Source organism: Arthrobacter saudimassiliensis, assembly GCF_059090665.1.
This window is the reverse complement of the sequence record NZ_JBNHFX010000001.1, coordinates 735,837-752,765: the sequence shown is the minus strand read 5'-3', so window position 1 is coordinate 752,765 and position 16,929 is coordinate 735,837. Positions and strand designations below refer to the sequence as shown.

At 71.4% G+C, this 16,929-nt stretch carries 18 protein-coding genes, 1 tRNA gene and 1 riboswitch; of the genes, 10 read left to right on the top strand and 9 right to left on the bottom strand.

Going from position 1 to position 16,929, the window contains the following annotated elements:
* Nucleotides 1-58: 58 nt before the first annotated feature.
* From AC5RV6_RS03460 to AC5RV6_RS03435, 6 genes are all read right to left on the bottom strand, one after another.
* A complete protein-coding gene (locus AC5RV6_RS03460) occupies nucleotides 59-985 on the bottom strand; it encodes an AEC family transporter (protein WP_494005877.1) in 927 nt (308 codons plus the stop codon).
* Nucleotides 986-996: 11 nt separating this feature from the next.
* Nucleotides 997-1,419 (bottom strand): aspartate 1-decarboxylase, encoded by a 423-nt coding sequence (gene panD, locus AC5RV6_RS03455; protein WP_494005876.1) that lies wholly within the window; start codon nucleotides 1,417-1,419, stop codon nucleotides 997-999.
* 152 nt (nucleotides 1,420-1,571) lie between these two features.
* Nucleotides 1,572-1,642: transfer RNA gene (locus AC5RV6_RS03450), tRNA-Gly, on the bottom strand.
* A 102-nt stretch (nucleotides 1,643-1,744) separates the two neighbouring features.
* Nucleotides 1,745-2,026 carry a protealysin inhibitor emfourin gene (locus AC5RV6_RS03445; RefSeq protein WP_494005875.1) on the bottom strand — a complete coding sequence of 94 codons (282 nt, stop codon included), beginning with the start codon at nucleotides 2,024-2,026 and terminating at the stop codon, nucleotides 1,745-1,747.
* Nucleotides 2,023-3,063 carry a M4 family metallopeptidase gene (locus AC5RV6_RS03440; protein WP_494005874.1) on the bottom strand — a complete coding sequence of 347 codons (1,041 nt, stop codon included), beginning with the start codon at nucleotides 3,061-3,063 and terminating at the stop codon, nucleotides 2,023-2,025. Before AC5RV6_RS03440 ends, AC5RV6_RS03445 begins: the two co-directional genes overlap by 4 nt.
* 153 nt (nucleotides 3,064-3,216) lie before the next feature.
* Entirely contained in the window at nucleotides 3,217-3,696 is a 480-nt protein-coding gene (locus AC5RV6_RS03435) for an SseB family protein (protein WP_494005873.1), read from the bottom strand.
* 110 nt (nucleotides 3,697-3,806) lie between these two features.
* Here AC5RV6_RS03435 and dcd point away from each other — a divergent pair, with 110 nt between their 5' ends.
* On the top strand, nucleotides 3,807-4,382 hold the full coding sequence (gene dcd, locus AC5RV6_RS03430; protein WP_494005872.1) for a dCTP deaminase: 576 nt from the start codon (nucleotides 3,807-3,809) through the stop codon (nucleotides 4,380-4,382).
* Nucleotides 4,383-4,419: 37 nt separating this feature from the next.
* Here the strand turns inward: dcd and AC5RV6_RS03425 are convergent, their stop codons facing one another.
* A complete protein-coding gene (locus AC5RV6_RS03425; RefSeq protein WP_494005871.1) occupies nucleotides 4,420-5,790 on the bottom strand; it encodes an MFS transporter in 1,371 nt (456 codons plus the stop codon).
* Between the two features lie 231 nt (nucleotides 5,791-6,021).
* On the opposite strand from AC5RV6_RS03425, the gene AC5RV6_RS03420 reads away from it, so the two are divergent.
* From AC5RV6_RS03420 to mnhG, 6 genes are read left to right on the top strand one after another with little or no spacing between them, the layout of a single operon-like run.
* A complete protein-coding gene (locus tag AC5RV6_RS03420; RefSeq protein WP_494005870.1) occupies nucleotides 6,022-9,024 on the top strand; it encodes a Na+/H+ antiporter subunit A in 3,003 nt (1,000 codons plus the stop codon).
* The gene (locus AC5RV6_RS03415) at nucleotides 9,021-9,509 is read left to right on the top strand and encodes a Na(+)/H(+) antiporter subunit C (protein ID WP_494005869.1); all 489 of its coding nucleotides are present in this window, start codon (nucleotides 9,021-9,023) and stop codon (nucleotides 9,507-9,509) included. Before AC5RV6_RS03420 ends, AC5RV6_RS03415 begins: the two co-directional genes overlap by 4 nt.
* Nucleotides 9,506-11,113 carry a Na+/H+ antiporter subunit D gene (locus tag AC5RV6_RS03410; RefSeq protein WP_494005868.1) on the top strand — a complete coding sequence of 536 codons (1,608 nt, stop codon included), beginning with the start codon at nucleotides 9,506-9,508 and terminating at the stop codon, nucleotides 11,111-11,113. Before AC5RV6_RS03415 ends, AC5RV6_RS03410 begins: the two co-directional genes overlap by 4 nt.
* Nucleotides 11,110-11,700 (top strand): Na+/H+ antiporter subunit E, encoded by a 591-nt coding sequence (locus AC5RV6_RS03405; RefSeq protein ID WP_494005867.1) that lies wholly within the window; start codon nucleotides 11,110-11,112, stop codon nucleotides 11,698-11,700. The genes AC5RV6_RS03410 and AC5RV6_RS03405 overlap by 4 nt, the downstream gene beginning before the upstream one ends.
* On the top strand, nucleotides 11,697-11,957 hold the full coding sequence (locus AC5RV6_RS03400; protein WP_494005866.1) for an MrpF/PhaF family protein: 261 nt from the start codon (nucleotides 11,697-11,699) through the stop codon (nucleotides 11,955-11,957). Before AC5RV6_RS03405 ends, AC5RV6_RS03400 begins: the two co-directional genes overlap by 4 nt.
* A 2-nt stretch (nucleotides 11,958-11,959) precedes the next feature.
* The gene (gene mnhG / locus AC5RV6_RS03395; RefSeq protein ID WP_494005865.1) at nucleotides 11,960-12,466 is read left to right on the top strand and encodes a monovalent cation/H(+) antiporter subunit G; all 507 of its coding nucleotides are present in this window, start codon (nucleotides 11,960-11,962) and stop codon (nucleotides 12,464-12,466) included.
* 9 nt (nucleotides 12,467-12,475) lie between these two features.
* On the opposite strand, the gene AC5RV6_RS03390 is transcribed toward mnhG, so the two are convergent.
* Nucleotides 12,476-12,739 carry a DUF4235 domain-containing protein gene (locus AC5RV6_RS03390; RefSeq protein WP_494005864.1) on the bottom strand — a complete coding sequence of 88 codons (264 nt, stop codon included), beginning with the start codon at nucleotides 12,737-12,739 and terminating at the stop codon, nucleotides 12,476-12,478.
* 86 nt (nucleotides 12,740-12,825) lie between these two features.
* A riboswitch (TPP riboswitch) is annotated at nucleotides 12,826-12,957 on the top strand.
* Nucleotides 12,958-13,008: 51 nt separating this feature from the next.
* Between AC5RV6_RS03390 and AC5RV6_RS03385 the strand changes: the two genes are divergently transcribed.
* Genes AC5RV6_RS03385 through AC5RV6_RS03375 form a run of 3 tightly spaced genes read left to right on the top strand, consistent with a single transcriptional unit; the run spans nucleotide 13,009 to nucleotide 15,987 of the window.
* On the top strand, nucleotides 13,009-13,704 hold the full coding sequence (locus AC5RV6_RS03385) for an ECF transporter S component (RefSeq protein WP_494005863.1): 696 nt from the start codon (nucleotides 13,009-13,011) through the stop codon (nucleotides 13,702-13,704).
* Nucleotides 13,697-15,232 (top strand): ABC transporter ATP-binding protein, encoded by a 1,536-nt coding sequence (locus tag AC5RV6_RS03380; protein ID WP_494005862.1) that lies wholly within the window; start codon nucleotides 13,697-13,699, stop codon nucleotides 15,230-15,232. Before AC5RV6_RS03385 ends, AC5RV6_RS03380 begins: the two co-directional genes overlap by 8 nt.
* Complete coding sequence (locus tag AC5RV6_RS03375; protein WP_494005861.1) at nucleotides 15,229-15,987, top strand: energy-coupling factor transporter transmembrane component T family protein; 759 nt, start codon at nucleotides 15,229-15,231, stop codon at nucleotides 15,985-15,987. Before AC5RV6_RS03380 ends, AC5RV6_RS03375 begins: the two co-directional genes overlap by 4 nt.
* Before the next feature lie 24 nt (nucleotides 15,988-16,011).
* Here the strand turns inward: AC5RV6_RS03375 and AC5RV6_RS03370 are convergent, their stop codons facing one another.
* Nucleotides 16,012-16,887 (bottom strand): aminodeoxychorismate lyase, encoded by an 876-nt coding sequence (locus tag AC5RV6_RS03370; protein WP_494005860.1) that lies wholly within the window; start codon nucleotides 16,885-16,887, stop codon nucleotides 16,012-16,014.
* Between the last annotated feature and the right edge of the window lie 42 nt (nucleotides 16,888-16,929).

The following is a 16,929-nucleotide window of genomic DNA, read 5'->3' as shown; positions in this document are numbered from 1 at the left end:
AAAGCCGAAGAAAACCCATAGCCGGGGGCGTGATCGGCGGAGACCGCGGAAGGGCGGGTCAGGCCAGCAGGGCGGCGACGGCGGCCAGGACCGGAAGGGAGGCAATGGTGGTCAGCAGCACCGTGTCCTTGGCGATCACGACGCCGCGGTCGTAGCGGGAGGCCATGACGAACATGTTCTGGGCCGTGGGCAGGGCCGCGCAGACCACCACGGTGAACAGCAGGTGCCCCTCGAGGCCGAGCACCCAGCGGGCCAGCAGGAAGGCCAGGGCGGGCTGGACGAGCAGCTTGAACGCCGACGCCAGCAGGACGTCGGCGCGCCGGCCGGCGGCCTTCTCCAGCGGCCGCGAACCGACCAGGGAGATCCCGAAGGCCAGCAGCATCGCCGGGACCGCGGCCCCGCCGATCAGGGAGATCGGTTCCCGCACAATGGTCGGCAGGGTGGTGCCGGTGGCTGAGAGCAGCAGGCCGATCAGCGTGCCGATGATGATGGGGTTGCGGCCCACCTGCGCCGCGACGGCCCGGACGGAGGGGCCCCGGGCTCCGCCGGTGGCGTCCATCAGCAGCAGGAACACCGGGGTGTAGGCGGCGAGCTGGAAGATCAGCACGGGGGCGATGAGCGCGGCGTCGCCGAGCACATAGACGGCGATGGGAAGGCCCAGGTTCGCGGCGTTCACCAGCGACGCCGACATGCCGCCCACCAGCAGCTCCGGCAGGGGCCGGCGCAGCCACCAGCGGGTGGCCAGGAGGTAGAGGACGGCGGTGGACACCGCCGATCCCGCGGCGACCAGCAGCGGCAGCGAAAACACCTGGTGCAGGTCGGCGTCGCTGAGCGTGACCAGCAGCAGGGCGGGGGAGGCGACGAAGAAGGCCAGCCGGCTCAGCACCTGCTGGGCGCCGGGGCCCAGGACCTGCAGCCGGCCCACGGCATATCCGACCCCGATGATGATCCAGACAACGGTGAATCCGGTGAGTACCCCCAGCACCGGCGGCGCGCCTAGGGCAGGCGGTGCAGTGAGAGCGGGGGAGCCTCGACGCCGGCGGCGAGGGCCTCGGCCGGGTCGCTGCCGAGGGCCAGCACCCGGTTCTCCGCGTCCACATGGACCACGGTGGGCACGAAGGCGCGCGCCTCGGCGTCCTCCATTGCGGCGTAGGTAATGAGGATGACGGTGTCGCCGACGTCGACCAGGTGGGCGGCGGCGCCGTTGATACCGATCACGCCGGAGCCGCGCTCGCCGGCGATCGTGTAGGTCTCCAGGCGGGCGCCGTTGGTGACATCCACGATGGCGACCAGCTCGCCGGGCAGGATGTCGGCGGCCTCCAGCAGGTCAAGGTCCACCGTGACGGACCCCACGTAGTGCAGGTCCGCGTGCGTGACCGTGGCGCGGTGGATCTTGGACTTGAACATTGTGCGTTTCATCGGCGCCCATTCTACGCCCGCGCCGGCGGGGCGGGTTCCCCTGCCGGGAAGCGCGCGATCCGGCCGGAGCCGCCCGGCGGCGGACGGACCCCGGAACGAGGAAAACCCCGGCCGCAGGGGCCGGGGTTTTCCTCCGGCCGGAGCCGGAAACGAGCGGGCGACGGGAATCGAACCCGCGTATCGAGCTTGGGAAGCTAGCGCTCTACCATTGAGCTACGCCCGCGCCGCCGCACCCTGGCGCGGCAACGGACCCTACTTTACATGCAAGCGCGGGCAGTCGGCGAACCGCCCTGCCGGGGTGCGTCACGGACGGCGCCGGCGGGGCTCAGCCGCGGCCGCCGCCCCCGCCCGGCCGGCCGTCGTCGCCTGCCCGGGCGCGCTCCACGAGCTCCCGCCACGGGCCGGTGAGGCGGGCCTCGGGGATGGTCACCGCAGCGGGGCCCACGGAGATCTCATAGGTAAAACGGTCGGCGCCGGCGTCGTCCGCGTCCGGCGGGTGCCGGAACAGCGGCAGCCACTGCTGCTCGGCCTCCTCGGAGCTGAGCTGCGCGCTCCATGTCCGCCGCATACCGGCCAGCCCGCCGCTGCGCACGACAGTGAGTCTCATAGCATGACGTTAACCGCTTCCCATGCGGCCTGCACAGCCGAGGTTTCAACCGTTCCGACGCCGTAGCGCTTTTCCGCCGCGGCCACCGTGGCCGCAGCGAAGGTCCGGAAGGTGCAGTCCCGGGGCAGCTGCTGCTCGGTCAGGGTGTCGTACCAGATCTGGCCCGCCCGTTCCCACGCGAAGCCGCCCAGCCGGGCCGCGGCCAGGTAGAACGCGTGGTTGGGAATGCCGGAATTGATGTGCACGCCGCCGTGGTCGGAGGACGTCTGCACGTAGCCGGCCATGGTGGCCGGCTGCGGGTCCCGCCCGAGCACGTCGTCGTCGTAGGCGGTGCCCGGCGCCTTCAGGGAGCGCAGGGCCGCGCCCGAGACCTGCGGGGTGAACAGCCCGGCGCCCACCAGCCAGGCGGCGTCGTCGGCTGCCTGCCGCCTCAGGTACTGCTCCGCCAGGACCCCGAAGACGTCGCACAGCGATTCGTTCAGCGCCCCCGCCTGGTCCTGGTAATCCAGGGGAGAGGCGAACTGGACCAGACCGTGTCCCAGTTCGTGCGCGATGACGGTCAGCGAGACGGTGAAGCGGTTGAACACCTCGCCGTCACCGTCGCCGAAGACCACCCGGCTGCCCTCCCAGAAGGCGTTGTCGTACTCGCGCCCGTAGTGGACGGTGGCCTCCAGCCCGAAACCCGCCCCGTCCAGCGAGGAGCGGCCGTACGCCGCTTCCAGGAACGAATAAAAGGCGCCGAGGCCGTCGTAGGCTTCGTCGACGGCGGGGTCGCCCGCAGGCGGGTCCCCTTCGCCGCGCACCGGCTCGCCGGGCAGCTCCTCACGGCTCCGGGCGTCGCTGACCTGGCGGCGCAGGGTGGCGGCCACCGCGGTGCCGCCGCGGTGCCCGGCCGACGCGCCGGCCTCCCGCCGGGCCCGGTTCAGCGGTTCCAGTTCGGACAGGGCCCGGCGGGCGGCGTCGGCCGCGACCGGGAGGCGGGGGTGGGCCTCGGCGATCCGGGCCAGTACGTACGGGGGAACGATTGCACATTTCACGGTTCAGCCCTCCTGATGAGGGTCCAAGACTAGGCCCGGGCACCGACACCGCAAGGAGGGCGGACGAATCCGCCCCTGACCTGCACCGAAATGTGACCGACCGGGGGGAAGCGGGTGGAAACAGGTAAACCGCCCGCAGCCCGCCGTCGGCCGCTAGGCGTCGGTGCCGGGGGCGCCCGCACCCCGTTCCACGGCCTGCTCGGCCGCCTGGACGATGGCCTCCACGCCCTCCGGGCCCAGTTCCAGGCCGAGGTCGGAACCGGGGTTGATGGCGAGTCCGTAGCCCGGCGCGATGCTGCGGATGGTGGCCTGCCCCGAGGCGCGGACGATGACCGGCGCGGCATCGCGGATCTTCGCCGGAATGCGGTCCTCCTTGGTGAAGGTCGCCGCCACCGGGGCGCCGCCGTCGGGAGCCTTCAGCACCAACGCCTGGAACGTGTCCGGGTTGCCTTCCTCCTCCAGCCGGCCCACGGAGAGAATCTCCGCGGTCCAGATCACGCCGAGCAGCTCCTGGGAGCTGAGGCGTCCTTCCCGGCCGGCCTCGATGGCCTCCTCCAGTGCGTCTCCTGCGGGGGTCGGGCTGCCGGTCGGCACGGACAGGTCCATGGGGGCCTCCTTGGGATCGTTTTCCATGGCAGCCCAGTCTTCCACACCGCGCCGGGCGACGGCGCGCGGTCCGGAAACCGTGCGCGGGCCCGGGCGCCGCGCCGGGCTGGCGGGTGCCGATGCGTTATTTTTAGAAGGTGCTGATTTCCGACCGCGACATCCGAGCCGAAATCGCCGCCGAGCGGATCGGCCTGGACCCCTTCGACCCCGATATGGTCCAGCCGTCCAGCGTCGACGTGCGGATTGACCGCTACTTCCGGCTCTTCGACAACCACAAGTACGCCCACATCGACCCCTCGCTGGACCAGCCGGACCTCACCCGGCTGGTGGAGGTGGCTCCCGATGAGCCCTTCATCCTGCACCCGGGGGAGTTCGTGCTGGGGTCGACCTTCGAGACGGTGACCCTCCCGCAGGACATTGCCGCCCGGCTCGAGGGCAAGTCCTCGCTGGGCCGGCTGGGCCTGCTGACGCACAGCACCGCCGGGTTCATCGACCCGGGCTTCTCCGGCCACGTCACCCTGGAGCTGTCCAACATGGCCACCCTGCCGATCAAGCTCTGGCCGGGGTCCAAGATCGGCCAGCTGTGCTTCTTCCGGCTCTCCTCGCCGGCCGAGTACGCCTACGGATCCGAGCGGTACGGCAACCGTTACCAGGGCCAGCGCGGCCCCACCGCCTCCCGCAGCCACCTGAACTTCCACCGCACCGGCGTCTAGGCAGGGGCGCCGTCGCGGCCGCCGGTCCCGCCGCCGGTCAGTGCAGCGGCACCTCGGCCTTCGGCGTGCGGCCCGGCGCCTTGACCGGCAGCAGCGCCGCCAGCCCCAGCGCCAGGACGATCAGGATGCCCAGGATGCCGTACCGCTGGGCCCCGAAGATGGCGATGCAGGCGCCGAAGAGGGCCGGCGAGAGGAAGCTGACGGCACGGCCGGTGGTGGCGTAGAGGCCGAACAGCTCGCCTTCCTCGCCCTCGGGCGCCAGCCGCGCCAGGAAGGCCCGCGAGGCGGACTGGGCGGGGCCCACGAAGAGGCACAGCAGCAGGCCGAAGACCCAGAACGTGGTGTCCCCGCTCCACTCGGTGCCGAAGAAGCTGCGCGTCTCCGGGCCCAGCACCAGGACCGCCGTACCGCTGACCAGCAGGCCGATCAGGGAAGCGACGATGACCGCCTTGGGGCCTGCCCGGTCATCGAGGAAGCCCCCGATCGCCGAGCCGACGGCGGCAACCACGTTGCCGGCGATCGCGAACATGATCACCTGCGTGAGCTCCCAGCCGAAGGTTCCGGCGGCGATCACGCCGCCGAAGGTAAAGACCGCCGCCAGCCCGTCGCGGAACACGGCGCTGGCGAGCAGGAACCAGATGGTGTGCGGGCTGGTCCGGTAGATCGCCTTGATCCGCCGGAACAGCAGCCGGTAGGAGGCGCCGATGCCCATGCGTTCGGCGCGCTCGAGCCGCGGCACCTCCGGCACGGCGAACATCACGGGCAGGGCGAAGACCAGGAACCAGGCCGCGGAGAACAGGGCGACGGCGCGCAGGTTCTCTCCGTCGTCGGCGGTCACTCCGAACCAGCCCACGTCGGGGTTCACGAAACCGACCAGGACCAGCGCCAGGGCGGCGATGCCGCCCACATATCCCATGGCCCAGCCGAAACCGCTTACCCGGCCGATGGTCGCCGGCGTCGAGACCTGGGTGAGCATGGAGTTGTAGTTCACTGCGGCGAATTCGCTGAACACATGGGCCAGGGAGATCAGGGCGACGCCGAGGAGCAGGTACTCGGGCGAGGGATAGACGAACCAGCACAGCCCGGTGAGCACGCAGACCGCCAGCGTGTTGGCCGAGAGCCAGAGCCGGCGCCGCCCGCCGAGGTCCGACCGCTGCCCGGCCACCGGGGCGGTGAGCGCAACGGCGAAACCGGCCGCCGCGAGTCCGAAGCTGAGCACCGAGGTGGCGTGGTCTTCGCCGCCGAACGCGTCGCTGGTCAGGTACACGGTGAACACGAAGGTGGTCATGACCGCGTTAAAGGACGCCGAGCCCCAGTCCCAGCCGGCCCAGGCCAGGACACGGAGGCGCTGCACGGGCGGTGAGGCGGGCGCGGCGGTGCGCCCCTGACCTGTTGCTTTGGAGACCATAGGCAGAGCCTAGCGGCAGTGCCGGCGTCGGCGGAGTTTTCCCGCCGGGAATTTCGCCGCCCCTGCGGGACGTTGCGGCTTGTAGATGTGCTGTTGGTGACGGCCATGTTTATGCCCCGGGTAGAATAGATCCAAGGGCTTTGCTCCGGAACGCCTTGACATCTTGATATCCGCACGGCCGTGGCAGCGGCCGCGACACTCGCTCGCCAGAGAGAGATTGGGAGAAACCTAGTGCTCGTTGTGCTCACCGTCCTGTTCACGGTGGCATTGGCGGCGCCCGTATTCTTCCGCTGGTTTGGCCGATCGGCCTTCTACATCCTCGCCGCAGTCCCGGCAGGCGCTTTCGTCTGGCTGATGGCGACGTTCCCCAGCTACACGGGCGCCGACCAATCGCTGGAATCCGGGGCGCCGAACGCCCCGCCGGCCGTGATCATCCCCTGGATCCCCGACCTTCGGGTGGAACTCGCGTTCCGCATGGACACGCTGGCCGCTGTCCTCTCGATCCTCATCCTCGGCGTGGGCGCGCTGGTCCTGTTCTACTGCGCCCGCTACTTCCGCCCGGAGGACCCGAAGATGGGTTCCTTCGGCGCCCAGCTGCTGGCCTTCGCGGCCTCGATGTTCGGCCTGGTGGCCTCGGATGACCTGATCCTGCTGTTCATCTTCTGGGAAATCACCACGATCCTCTCCTACCTGCTGATCGGCTACGCGTCGAACCGCCTTTCGGCGCGCCGGGCCGCGCTGCAGGCGCTGATCGTCACGACCTTCGGCGGGCTGACCATGCTGGTCGGCATGATCATGCTGGGCCAGGCGGCCGGCACGTACCGGATCTCCGAGATCCTCGCCGCCGCACCCGAGCTGCTGGCCCGGGGGACCCTGATCGACATCGCCGTCGCCCTGATCCTGGTCGGCGCGGTGTCCAAGTCCGCGCTGGTGCCCTTCCACTTCTGGCTGCCGGCCGCCATGGCGGCGCCCACACCGGTCAGTGCCTATCTGCACGCCGCAGCCATGGTCAAGGCCGGCATCTACCTCGTCGCCCGCCTGGCCCCGGGATTCGCGGAATCCCCGCTGTGGCATCCCATGGTCTTCGGGCTGGGCCTGCTCACCATGCTGCTCGGCGGCTGGCGGGCGCTGCGCCAGCATGACCTCAAGCTCATCCTGGCGTACGGCACGGTCAGCCAGCTCGGCTTCCTGACCATTGTCACGGGCCTCGGCACCCGGGAGGCGGCCCTGGCCGGCCTTGGCCTGCTCGTGGCCCACGGCTTCTTCAAGGCCACGCTGTTCCTGGTCGTCGGCATCATCGACCACCAGTCCGGCACCCGCGACATCCGCAAGCTTTCCGCCGTCGGACGCGCGGCTCCGCTGCTGGCCGTGGTGGCCGCCATCGGCGCCGCGTCCATGGCCGGCGTCCCGCCGCTGCTGGGGTACGTCGCCAAGGAATCGGTGTACGAGACCTTCGTCCATTACGCCGAGACCGGCCCGGTCGGGACGCTCATGCTGATCGGCGTGGTGGTCGGTTCCATCCTCACCTTTGCCTACAGCGCCCGCTTCGTGTGGGGAGGGTTCGCGGCCAAGCCCGGCGTGGACCCGATCAGCTTCAAGCCGGTCCCGCCGGCGTTCCTCGCCGCCCCCGCCGTCCTGGCCGCGGCCAGCGTGCTCTTCGGCCTCTGGCCGGCACCGGTGGACAAGGTCATCGCCTCCTACGCGGGCCTCTTCCCGGCCGACGGGCCGGACACGCACCTGGCCCTGTGGCACGGCTGGACCCCGGCGCTGGGGCTGACCGCCCTGACCCTCGCGGCCGGCGTCGTGCTGTTCCTGCTGCGTGACCGGGTCTTCCGCGCCCAGCGCGCCCTCTCCGTCCCGCTGGAGGCCGAGCGCTCCTACCGCGGCCTGATCGGCGTGCTGGACGACGTCGCGGTGTGGGTCACCGGCCGCACCCAGCGCGGTTCGCTGACCTTCTACCTGTTCGTGATCCTGAGCGTGGCCACGGCCGCCCCGGCCATCATCCTGCTCCGCGGCGGCGTTCCGGGCCTCGGCGAGTTCCATTGGTTCGACAATCCGCTGCAGGTGGTGATCGCCCTGGCGATCGCCGCCGGAGCCATCGGTGCGGCCCGCGCCAACAAGCGCTTCCTGGCGGTGCTGATGGTCAGCGTCTGCGGCTACGGGCTGGCGCTGCTGTTCGCCCTGCAGGGAGCCCCGGACCTGGCCCTGACCCAGACCCTGGTGGAAACGATCGTCCTGGTGGCCTTCGTCCTTGCCCTGCGGTCGCTGCCCGCGCGGATGTGGAAGCGGGAGCCGGTCGGCCAGCGCGCGCTGCGGGCCGCCCTGGGCATCGCGTTCGGCGTCACCATGATCATCATCGCCATGTCCGCGATGGCGGCCCGCACCGCGGCGCCGATCTCGCTGGAGTACCCGCAGCTGGCCTATGAGGGCGGCGGCGGATACAACATCGTGAACGTCACGCTCGTGGACATCCGCGCCTGGGACACCTACGGCGAGATCGCCGTCCTGGCCATGGCGGCCACCGGCATCGCCTCGCTGATCTTCGTCCGCGGCCGCGGTGACCGCCGGCGCCGGGCCGAGCACATCGCCACCGGTTCCGTGGACCGGGGGCGTGAACTGCTGGCCAGTCCGCGCCGCGAGGCCACCCTCGCCCTGGCCCGGAAGTTCTCCGCCGTCCGCCGCAATCCCTGGCTCGTGGCCGGCCGGACACTGGCACCGGAGCGGCGCTCGATCATCTTCGAAGTGGTCACCCGGCTGCTGTTCCACACGGTGATCATCTTCTCCGTCTACCTGCTGCTGGCCGGGCACAACCTGCCCGGCGGCGGCTTCGCGGGCGGCCTGATGGCCGGCCTGGCACTGACCATCCGCTATCTGGCCGGCGGCCGGTTCGAGCTGGCCGAAGCCAGCCCGGTCTCCGCCGGCACCCTGCTCGGCTGCGGCCTGGGCCTGGCCGCCCTCTCGGCCGCCGGCCCGCTGCTGCTGGGCGGACAGGTGCTGCAGAGCGCGATCCTCGAGTTCACGCTGCCGGTGTTCGGCGACGTCAAGTTCGTCACCAGCACCATCTTCGACATCGGCGTGTACCTGGTCGTCGTCGGGCTGGTGCTCGACGTCCTGCGCAGCCTGGGCTCCGAGATCGACGAGCGCAGCGAAGACGGCAACGACGACGACGACGCCGGCGGCCGGCTTGTCGAGCCGGAACCGCAGCTCGTCAATGAAGGGGAGGTGGCCCGATGAGCGTGAACCTCACCCTTCTGCTGATCATGGGAACGCTGTACGCCGCCGGCATCTACCTGCTGCTTGAGCGCAGCCTGACCAGGGTGGTGCTCGGCCTGTCGATGCTGGGCAACGCGACCAACGTGCTGCTGCTGACCACCGGCGGGTATGAGGGCCTGGCCCCGCTGTTCAACGCGGACACCCCCGCGGAGGCCTACAACGATCCGCTGCCGCAGGCGTTCATCCTGACCTCGATCGTCATTTCCTTCTCGGTGACGGCGTTCATGCTCGGCATCGTCTACCGGTCCTGGATCCTGGGCCGGCAGGACGAGGTCCAGGTGGACATCGAAGACCGCCGCGTTGCCAGCCAGTCCAGCTTCGACGCCGAGGACGACGCCGACGTGCCCGAGGACACCACCGAGTTCACCCCGCCCGAAGAGGCCGAGGAAGCGCCCGGTTCGCTGCGCGTCGACAACCCGAACACGACAGGAGAGGCCCGCCGATGAGTCCGAGCCTTGCCCCCCTCGCCGTCGTCCTGCCGATCTTCGGCGCCGCGGTCACCTTCCTGCTGATCCGCCATCAGCGCTCCCAGCGGATCGTCAGCGTGAGCCTGCTCAGCCTGACCCTGCTGCTGGAGTGCCTGCTGCTGGCCTCGGTCTGGGAGACCGGCGCGCAGGCCGTCAACCTCGGCGGCTGGCTGCCGCCGTTCGGCATCACCATGGTGGTGGACCAGTTCTCCGCGATGATGCTGGTGATCTCCTCCGCGGTGAGCCTGGCGGTGCTGATCTACGCCACCGGCCAGGGCATGGCCGACGGCGACGAAGACGGACCGATCTCGATCTTCCACCCCACCTACCTGATCCTGGTGGCCGGCGTCTCCAACGCCTTCCTCGCCGGGGACCTGTTCAACCTCTACGTGGGCTTCGAAATCCTGCTGACCGCCAGCTACGTGCTGATGACGCTCGGCGGGACCACCCCCCGGATCCGGGCCGGCGTCACCTACGTGGTGGTCAGTGTGGTCTCCTCGCTGCTGTTCCTGATCGCCATCGCGATGGTCTACGGCGCCACCGGCACGGTCAACATGGCCGACCTCGCGCTCAAGCTCGGCGAGCTGGACCCGGACACCCAGATGGTGCTGCACGTGATGCTGCTGGTCGCGTTCGGCATCAAGGCCGCCGTCTTCCCGCTGTCGTTCTGGCTGCCGGACTCCTACCCGACGGCGCCGGCACCGGTGACCGCGGTGTTCGCCGGCCTGCTGACCAAGGTCGGCGTGTACGCCATGGTGCGGACGGAGACGCTGCTGTTCCCCGGGGACCGGATCAACTCGCTGCTGATGGTCGTTGCCGGGCTGACGATGGTGGTGGGCATCCTCGGCGCGCTGGCGCAGACGGACATCAAGCGACTCCTCTCGTTCACCCTGGTCAGCCACATCGGCTACATGGTCTTCGGCCTGGCGGTTTCCTCCGTGGTCGGCATCGGTTCCGCGGTGTTCTATGTGGTGCACCACATCACCGTGCAGACCAGCCTGTTCCTGGTCACCGGGCTGATCGAACGCCGGGGCGGGACGGCCAACATGGACCGCCTGGGCGGGCTGGCGAAGCTGTCGCCGCTGCTGGCCGTGCTGTACTTCATTCCGGCGATCAACCTGGCCGGCATTCCGCCGTTCTCCGGTTTCCTCGGCAAGCTCGGCCTGATGCAGGCCGGCGTGGACCTGGGCACGCCGCTGGCCTATGCGCTGGTCGCCGCCGGCGCCGTCACCAGCCTGCTGACCCTGCTGGTCATGGCCCGGGTCTGGAACCGCGCCTTCTGGCGCACCCCGGAGGATGCGGTGCACCCGGACCCGATCCTGCTGGCGGTCGGCCCGGACGGGCGCACCCTGAACAGCTCGGTGGACGTCACCGACCACGACAGCGGCCGGTTCTCCGGGCGCGACGCCGTCACGCTGCTGCCCAAGAGCATGGTCGGCGCCACCCTGGGCCTGGTCGGCCTGGGCGTCGCCCTGACCGTCTTCGCCGGTCCGCTCTATGAGCTCAGCGACAACGCCGCGATGGACCTGCTCGAGCGCACCCCGTACATCGAAGCGGTCCTGGGAGAGGGGGCCATGCCGTGAGCCGCAAACGCCACCTTTCGGTCTTCAAGGAACTGCCGCTGCTGATCTGGCTGGTCTTTGTCTGGGGAGCGCTCTGGCAGGACTTCAGCCTCGCCAACCTCGCGTTCGGCGTGGTCATCGCCGCCGTGGTGATGCGCATCTTCTACCTGCCTCCGGTGCAGCTCAGCGGCAGGTTCAACGTGCTGTACGCGTTCGGGTTCGGCGTCCGCTTCCTGTACAAGCTGGTGCTGGCCAGCTTCGAGGTGTTCTGGCTGGCGATCCGGAAGGGCCCGCGGATCCGGAACGCCGTGGTGGCGGTCAAGCTGCGGACCCGGTCCGACCTGCTCACCACCGCCACCGGCCACGCGCTGTCGCTGATTCCCGGTTCGCTGGTGGTGGACGTGGACCGCTCCACCTCCACCCTCTACCTGCACTGCCTGAACGTCGCCAACGAGGAGCAGGCGGAGGCGATCCGCCGGGACGTGCGCAGCACCGAGGCCTGGCTGATCCGGACCATGGGCAGCCGCGAGGACCTGCAGCTGCTGAGGGCCGATGAACAGCGCACCGGCGGGCAGCTCGACGACGCACAGCAGGGAGCAGGCGCATGATGAATGTATTTGCCGTGATCACAGCCGTGATGCTGGCGGTGGCGGCCTTCGGCGCCATCGGCCGGATCATCCTGGGCCCGTCCATCCTGGACCGGGTGCTCGCAGCGGACGTGCTTTTGGCGGTGGTCGGCGCCGGCCTGGCCACCGACATGATCGTCAACCGGCACCTTGACTACCTGGCGCTGCTGATCTCGATCTCGCTGGTCGGCTTCATCGGCTCGGTCACCGTCGCCCGCTTCGTCACGGACAGGAGGTAACAATGTCCCAGAACCTCCACGACGCCGTCGTCGGCCTGCTCATGATCGGCGGCGCCCTGATGTCGCTGGCCGCCGCGATCGGCCTGATGCGCTTCCCGGACCTGATGAGCCGCATGCACGCGGCGTCCAAGCCCCAGGTGCTGGGCCTGCTGCTGTTCCTCTCCGCCATGGCGGTGGAGTTCGCCAGCTGGAAGCTGCTGCCGGTCCTGTTCCTGTGCTGGCTGCTCATGCTGCTGACCGCCCCGGTCAGCGCCCATATGATCGGCCGCGCCGGCTACCGCACCAAGCACCTGCGGCCGGAGCTGCTGAGCATCGACGAGCTGGACGACGTCGTCGAGCGCGCCCAGCGCTACATCACCGAGGCGCAGGAGGCCGAGGAGGGCGCCGACGCCGATCCGCAGGTGGACGACGTGCACCAGACCGGGAACCTGTCCGCCGAGGAGCTGGCTGCCGCCCGTGAAACGGACGGAGCCGGCGGCAGCCGCAGCCGCCGCCGGCTCGAAGGATAGGTCCGCGGGTCAGACGACCTCGGGGGTGCGCTTGTAGCGCTGGATGGCCTTCTGGGTGCCCCGGTTGGTGAGCACGCGGATCGCGGAGCTGACGGCGCCGGAGACCAGCGCGAAGACGAGCGCCGAGCGCAGCGAGGCCTCGAGGCTGCCTTCGGCGTCCTTCGGCGGCTCCTGCCCGGTGGCCTTCTCCCAGACGAAGTCCAGGGCCTTGGCGGAGACGATTCCGGCCAGGATGCTGACGCCTGTGCCGAGCAGTTTGAGGATCACGTTCATGGGCATTCCTTCGCTTGTGGGGCTTTGACCCCACCCTACGACACAGCCGCCCCACGCGTCCCGATCGGATGTACAGTGGTAGCGCCAACACACGACAGGGGAGCGCCGCCGCGGACCGGAACACCGGGCACGGCACAGGGCGCTGAGAGTGCGGATCACCGCAGACCCTCGAACCTGATCCGGTTAGTACCGGCGAAGGGAGTCGAGATCTCAGGGGCGGCGCCGGTACCGGCGTTCTCCCTCCCCTCCTGCAACCCAGGAGGATTTCCATGCAGAACACTTCCGGCGGCGCGCCGCAGCCCCGCCCCACCGCATCGTCCCCGAGCCCCGACCCGCGCCCGACGCCGTCACCCGGCCCGCGGTGGGGCGCCCGGCTCGCCGCATCCTGGCGAACCTCCGCCCGCTGGCGGGTGGTGGACATCGTCACCGCGTCCGTGCTTTCCGTGGCCGTGGGCGTGGTCTTCTGGGCCTGGTCCCTGGGCGCCGGCGGCATCGGCGCCCTGACCGCCGCCTTCCCGCCCCTGCTCGGCCTCTACAGCGGAGGCTGGCTGATCGCCGGCGTCCTGGGCGGGCTGATCATCCGCAGGCCCGGTGCCGCGATCTACTGCGAGGTCCTGGCCTCGGCCGTGTCCATGGTCCTGGGGACCAGCTACGGCCTGTCCGTCCTGCTCTCCGGAGCCGTCCAGGGCCTGGGCGCGGAACTGATCTTCCTGCTCTTCCTCTACCGCAGGTACACCCTGCCGGTGGCGCTGCTGGCCGGGCTGACCGCCGGGGTCTTCCTGGGCGTCAGCGAGAACATCCTCTACAACGTCGAATGGGCCGCGCAGTGGCAGGGCCTCTACGTGCTGTTCGCCGCGGTGTCCGGACTCGTGATCGCGGGCCTGCTCTCCTGGCTGGCGATGCGTGCACTGGCACGCACCGGCGCCCTGTCCCAGTTCGCGGCCGGCCGCAGCGCCGATGCCTGACCGGCCCGCCGCCCCGGCCGAAGTCCGCGCCGAGGGGTTCGGCTGGCGGCACGCCGGGCGCCGCCGGCCCGCGGTCAGCGGACTGGACCTGCACATCCGTGCCGGCGAGCGGGTCCTGCTGCTGGGAGCTTCCGGCGCAGGCAAATCGACGCTGCTGCACGCGCTGGCCGGCATCCTTGCCGACGACGAGGGCGACGGCGGCGGCGAGCAGTCCGGGCGCCTGAGCATCGACGGCGTCGACCCGCGTCGGGCGCGCGGCCGCGCCGGGCTGGTGCTGCAGGATCCGGAGAGCCAGGTGGTGCTCTCCCGGGTGGGCGACGAGGTGGCGTTCGGCGCGGAAAACCTGCAGGTGCCCGCAGCACGGATTCCGGCCCGGACCGCCCGGGCGCTGGAGGACGTCGGACTGGGGCACCTGCCGCACGGGCATCCCACCGCCGCCCTTTCCGGCGGCCAGAAGCAGCGCCTGGCCCTCGCGGCCGTGCTGGCCATGCAGCCGGGCCTGCTGCTGCTGGACGAGCCCACCGCCAACCTTGACCCGGCTGGAGTGCTGGAGGTCCGTGACGCCGTCGCCCGCGCCGCGGAGCGCACCGGCGCCACTCTGATCGTGGTCGAGCACCGCACCGCGGTCTGGGCCCCGGTCGTGGACCGGGTGCTCGTGCTTGCGGCCGACGGCGGCCTGCTCGCCGACGGGCCGCCCGAGCAGGTGCTGAACGGGCAGGGCATCCGCAGCCGGCTGGCCGCGGCGGGTGTGTGGGTGCCCGGCCTGGATCCGCTGACGGCCGACGGCGGTCCGCCCCTGCCGGCCCCCGGCGCTCCGGGAGAAGCGCTGCTGACCGCCAAGGACCTGGCCGTGGCCCGCAACCGGCACGCCGGACCCGTGCTGGCCGGGGTGGACCTGCAGCTGCGGGCGGGCACCGTGCTCGGCGTCGTCGGGCCCAACGGCGCCGGCAAATCGACCCTCGCGCTGGCACTTGGGGGGCTGACCGCGCCCTGGGCCGGGTCGCTGCGCGCCGAGTCGGCCCTGCGCGGGACGCTCGCCGCGGAGCCAAGGCGGTGGAAGCCGCCGCAGCTGATCCAGCGGATCGGGACGGTCTTCCAGGAACCCGAGCACCAGTTCCTCACCGGCAGGGTGCGCGACGAGCTGGCCTACGGGCCGCGGCGCATCCGGCGGGAGCGGGACTCCGCCGTCGAGGAGCTGGCCGAACGGCTGCGGCTCGGGCATCTGATGGACGTCAACCCGTTCACCCTCTCCGGAGGCGAGAAACGCCGCCTCTCCGTGGCCACGGTGCTGGCGGCGGCGCCGCAGGTGCTGCTGCTGGATGAACCCACCTTCGGCCAGGACGCCCGGACCTGGGCGCAGCTGGTGCGCCTGCTCGCCGAGCAGGCCGCGGGCGGCCGCGCTGTCGTCGCCGTGACGCACGACGACGACTTCCTGGCCGCGCTCGACGCCGCCCGCCTGCGGGTGGGCGGGGGCAGCGCCGCGGGGGCCGGAGGGCCGGCCGCTGTCCTGCGGGGGGCCGGGGCATGAACACGCTGCGCCGGGCCAACCCGCTGTCCCTGCTCGCCGCGGCCGTGGCCGTGACCCTGGCCGTGCTGGCCACCGTGGACTGGGTCAGTGCGGCGGTGGTGCTGGCCGGCGAGCTCGCCCTGCTACCGCTGCTGCGGATCCGCCCGGCCATCCTGCTGCGGTTCTGGCCGGTGCTGCCGGCGGCCCTGCTGGCCGGATACGCCACCGCCCTGCTCGCGGAGAAGACCGGAGAGGTGCTGCTTCAGGCCGGGCCGCTGCTGTTCACCACGGATTCCGTCGCGGCCGGCACCGCCATCGCGCTGCGCGGCCTGGCGATTGCCCTGCCCGGCCTGTTCCTGCTGACCGCGGTGGACCCCACCGATCTCGCCGATGCGCTGGCGCAGAAACTGAAGCTGCCCGAACGGTTCGTCCTGGGTGCGCTGGCCGCCGTCCGGCTGGTGGGGCTGCTGGTGGAGGAATGGCGCACCCTGGGCCTGGCCCGGCGGGCACGGGGAGCCGGCAGCTCCTCGGGCCCGGCCCGGCTGAAGGACTTCCCGGGCCAGGCGCTGGCGCTGCTGGTTCAGGCCGTGCGGCGGTCCTCCCGGCTGGCGGCGGCCATGGAGGCCCGGGGGTTCGGCGCCGGACCGCGCACCTGGTCCCGGACCTCGACCTTCGCTCCGCTCGATGCCGCGGTGGCCGGTTACGGGGTGCTGCTCGGCGGCGGTGCGGTTGCGGCGGCCCTGGCGGCGGGGACGTTCAACTTCATCCTCAGCTAGGCCCGCCGGGCCGGCCGCGGGCGGCTAGAGGATGTCTTCGACGAGCGCGGACAGTTCGGCGGTGAGCCGCTGCGAGGTGCGGATCGGCTCGCCGTCGATGTGCGTGACCGGCGCCAGCAGGCGGATGCTGGAGGCCAGCCACACGGCGTCGGCCTCCAGCAGATGCGCCGGCTCCAGCGGCCCGTAGGCCAGGGCCCAGCCGGCCTTTCCGGCGGCGTCGAAGATCGCGGCCTGCGTGGTGCCGGCCAGGATCCCGCTCTCCAGCTCGGGGGTGAGCAGGGTCCGCACCCCGTCCTGCTCCATGGCCAGCAGCACGGTGGAGGTGGCGCCCTCCAGCACCCGGCCGTCCGAGGAGGTGAAGATGATGTCGTCGGCGCCGTTGGCCTTCGCGTGCCGGATCGCCGCCATGTTCACCGCATAGGAGAGGGTCTTGGCGCCCAGCAGCAGCCAGGGCTGCCGGGGCGCGTCCATGCTGTCGTAGCCGCGGTCCAGCAGCAGGACCTTCACCCCGTGCTCCCGCTGCGCCAGCGTGGCCGCCGGCACCGGCGCCGCGGACACCCAGGCGGTCGGGGTGCCGGCGCCCTCCGGGCCGCGGGTCAGGAACAGGCGCACGACGGCGGGGCCGTCGCCCTCGGCGCGGACCTGCCGGGCGAGCGCGGTGCCGATCGCCCGTTCCCAGGCCGCAGCGGGCGGGGCCTCGATCTGCAGGGCGGCGGCGGAGCCCGCCAGCCGGGCCAGGTGGGCCGGCAGCTTGCGGGGCCGGCCGCCCACCGCCAGCAGCGACTCGAAGACACCGTCGCCGCGGGTCACCCCGAGGTCGGTGGCCAGCAGCTGCGGTTCGGCGGCGTCCGCCGGCCGGCCGTCCTCAAACGCCGGATCGAGGAACACCAGAGTCGTCATGCCCCCACCCTATCGCCCGGCCCGCGGGGCCGGACGGGCCGG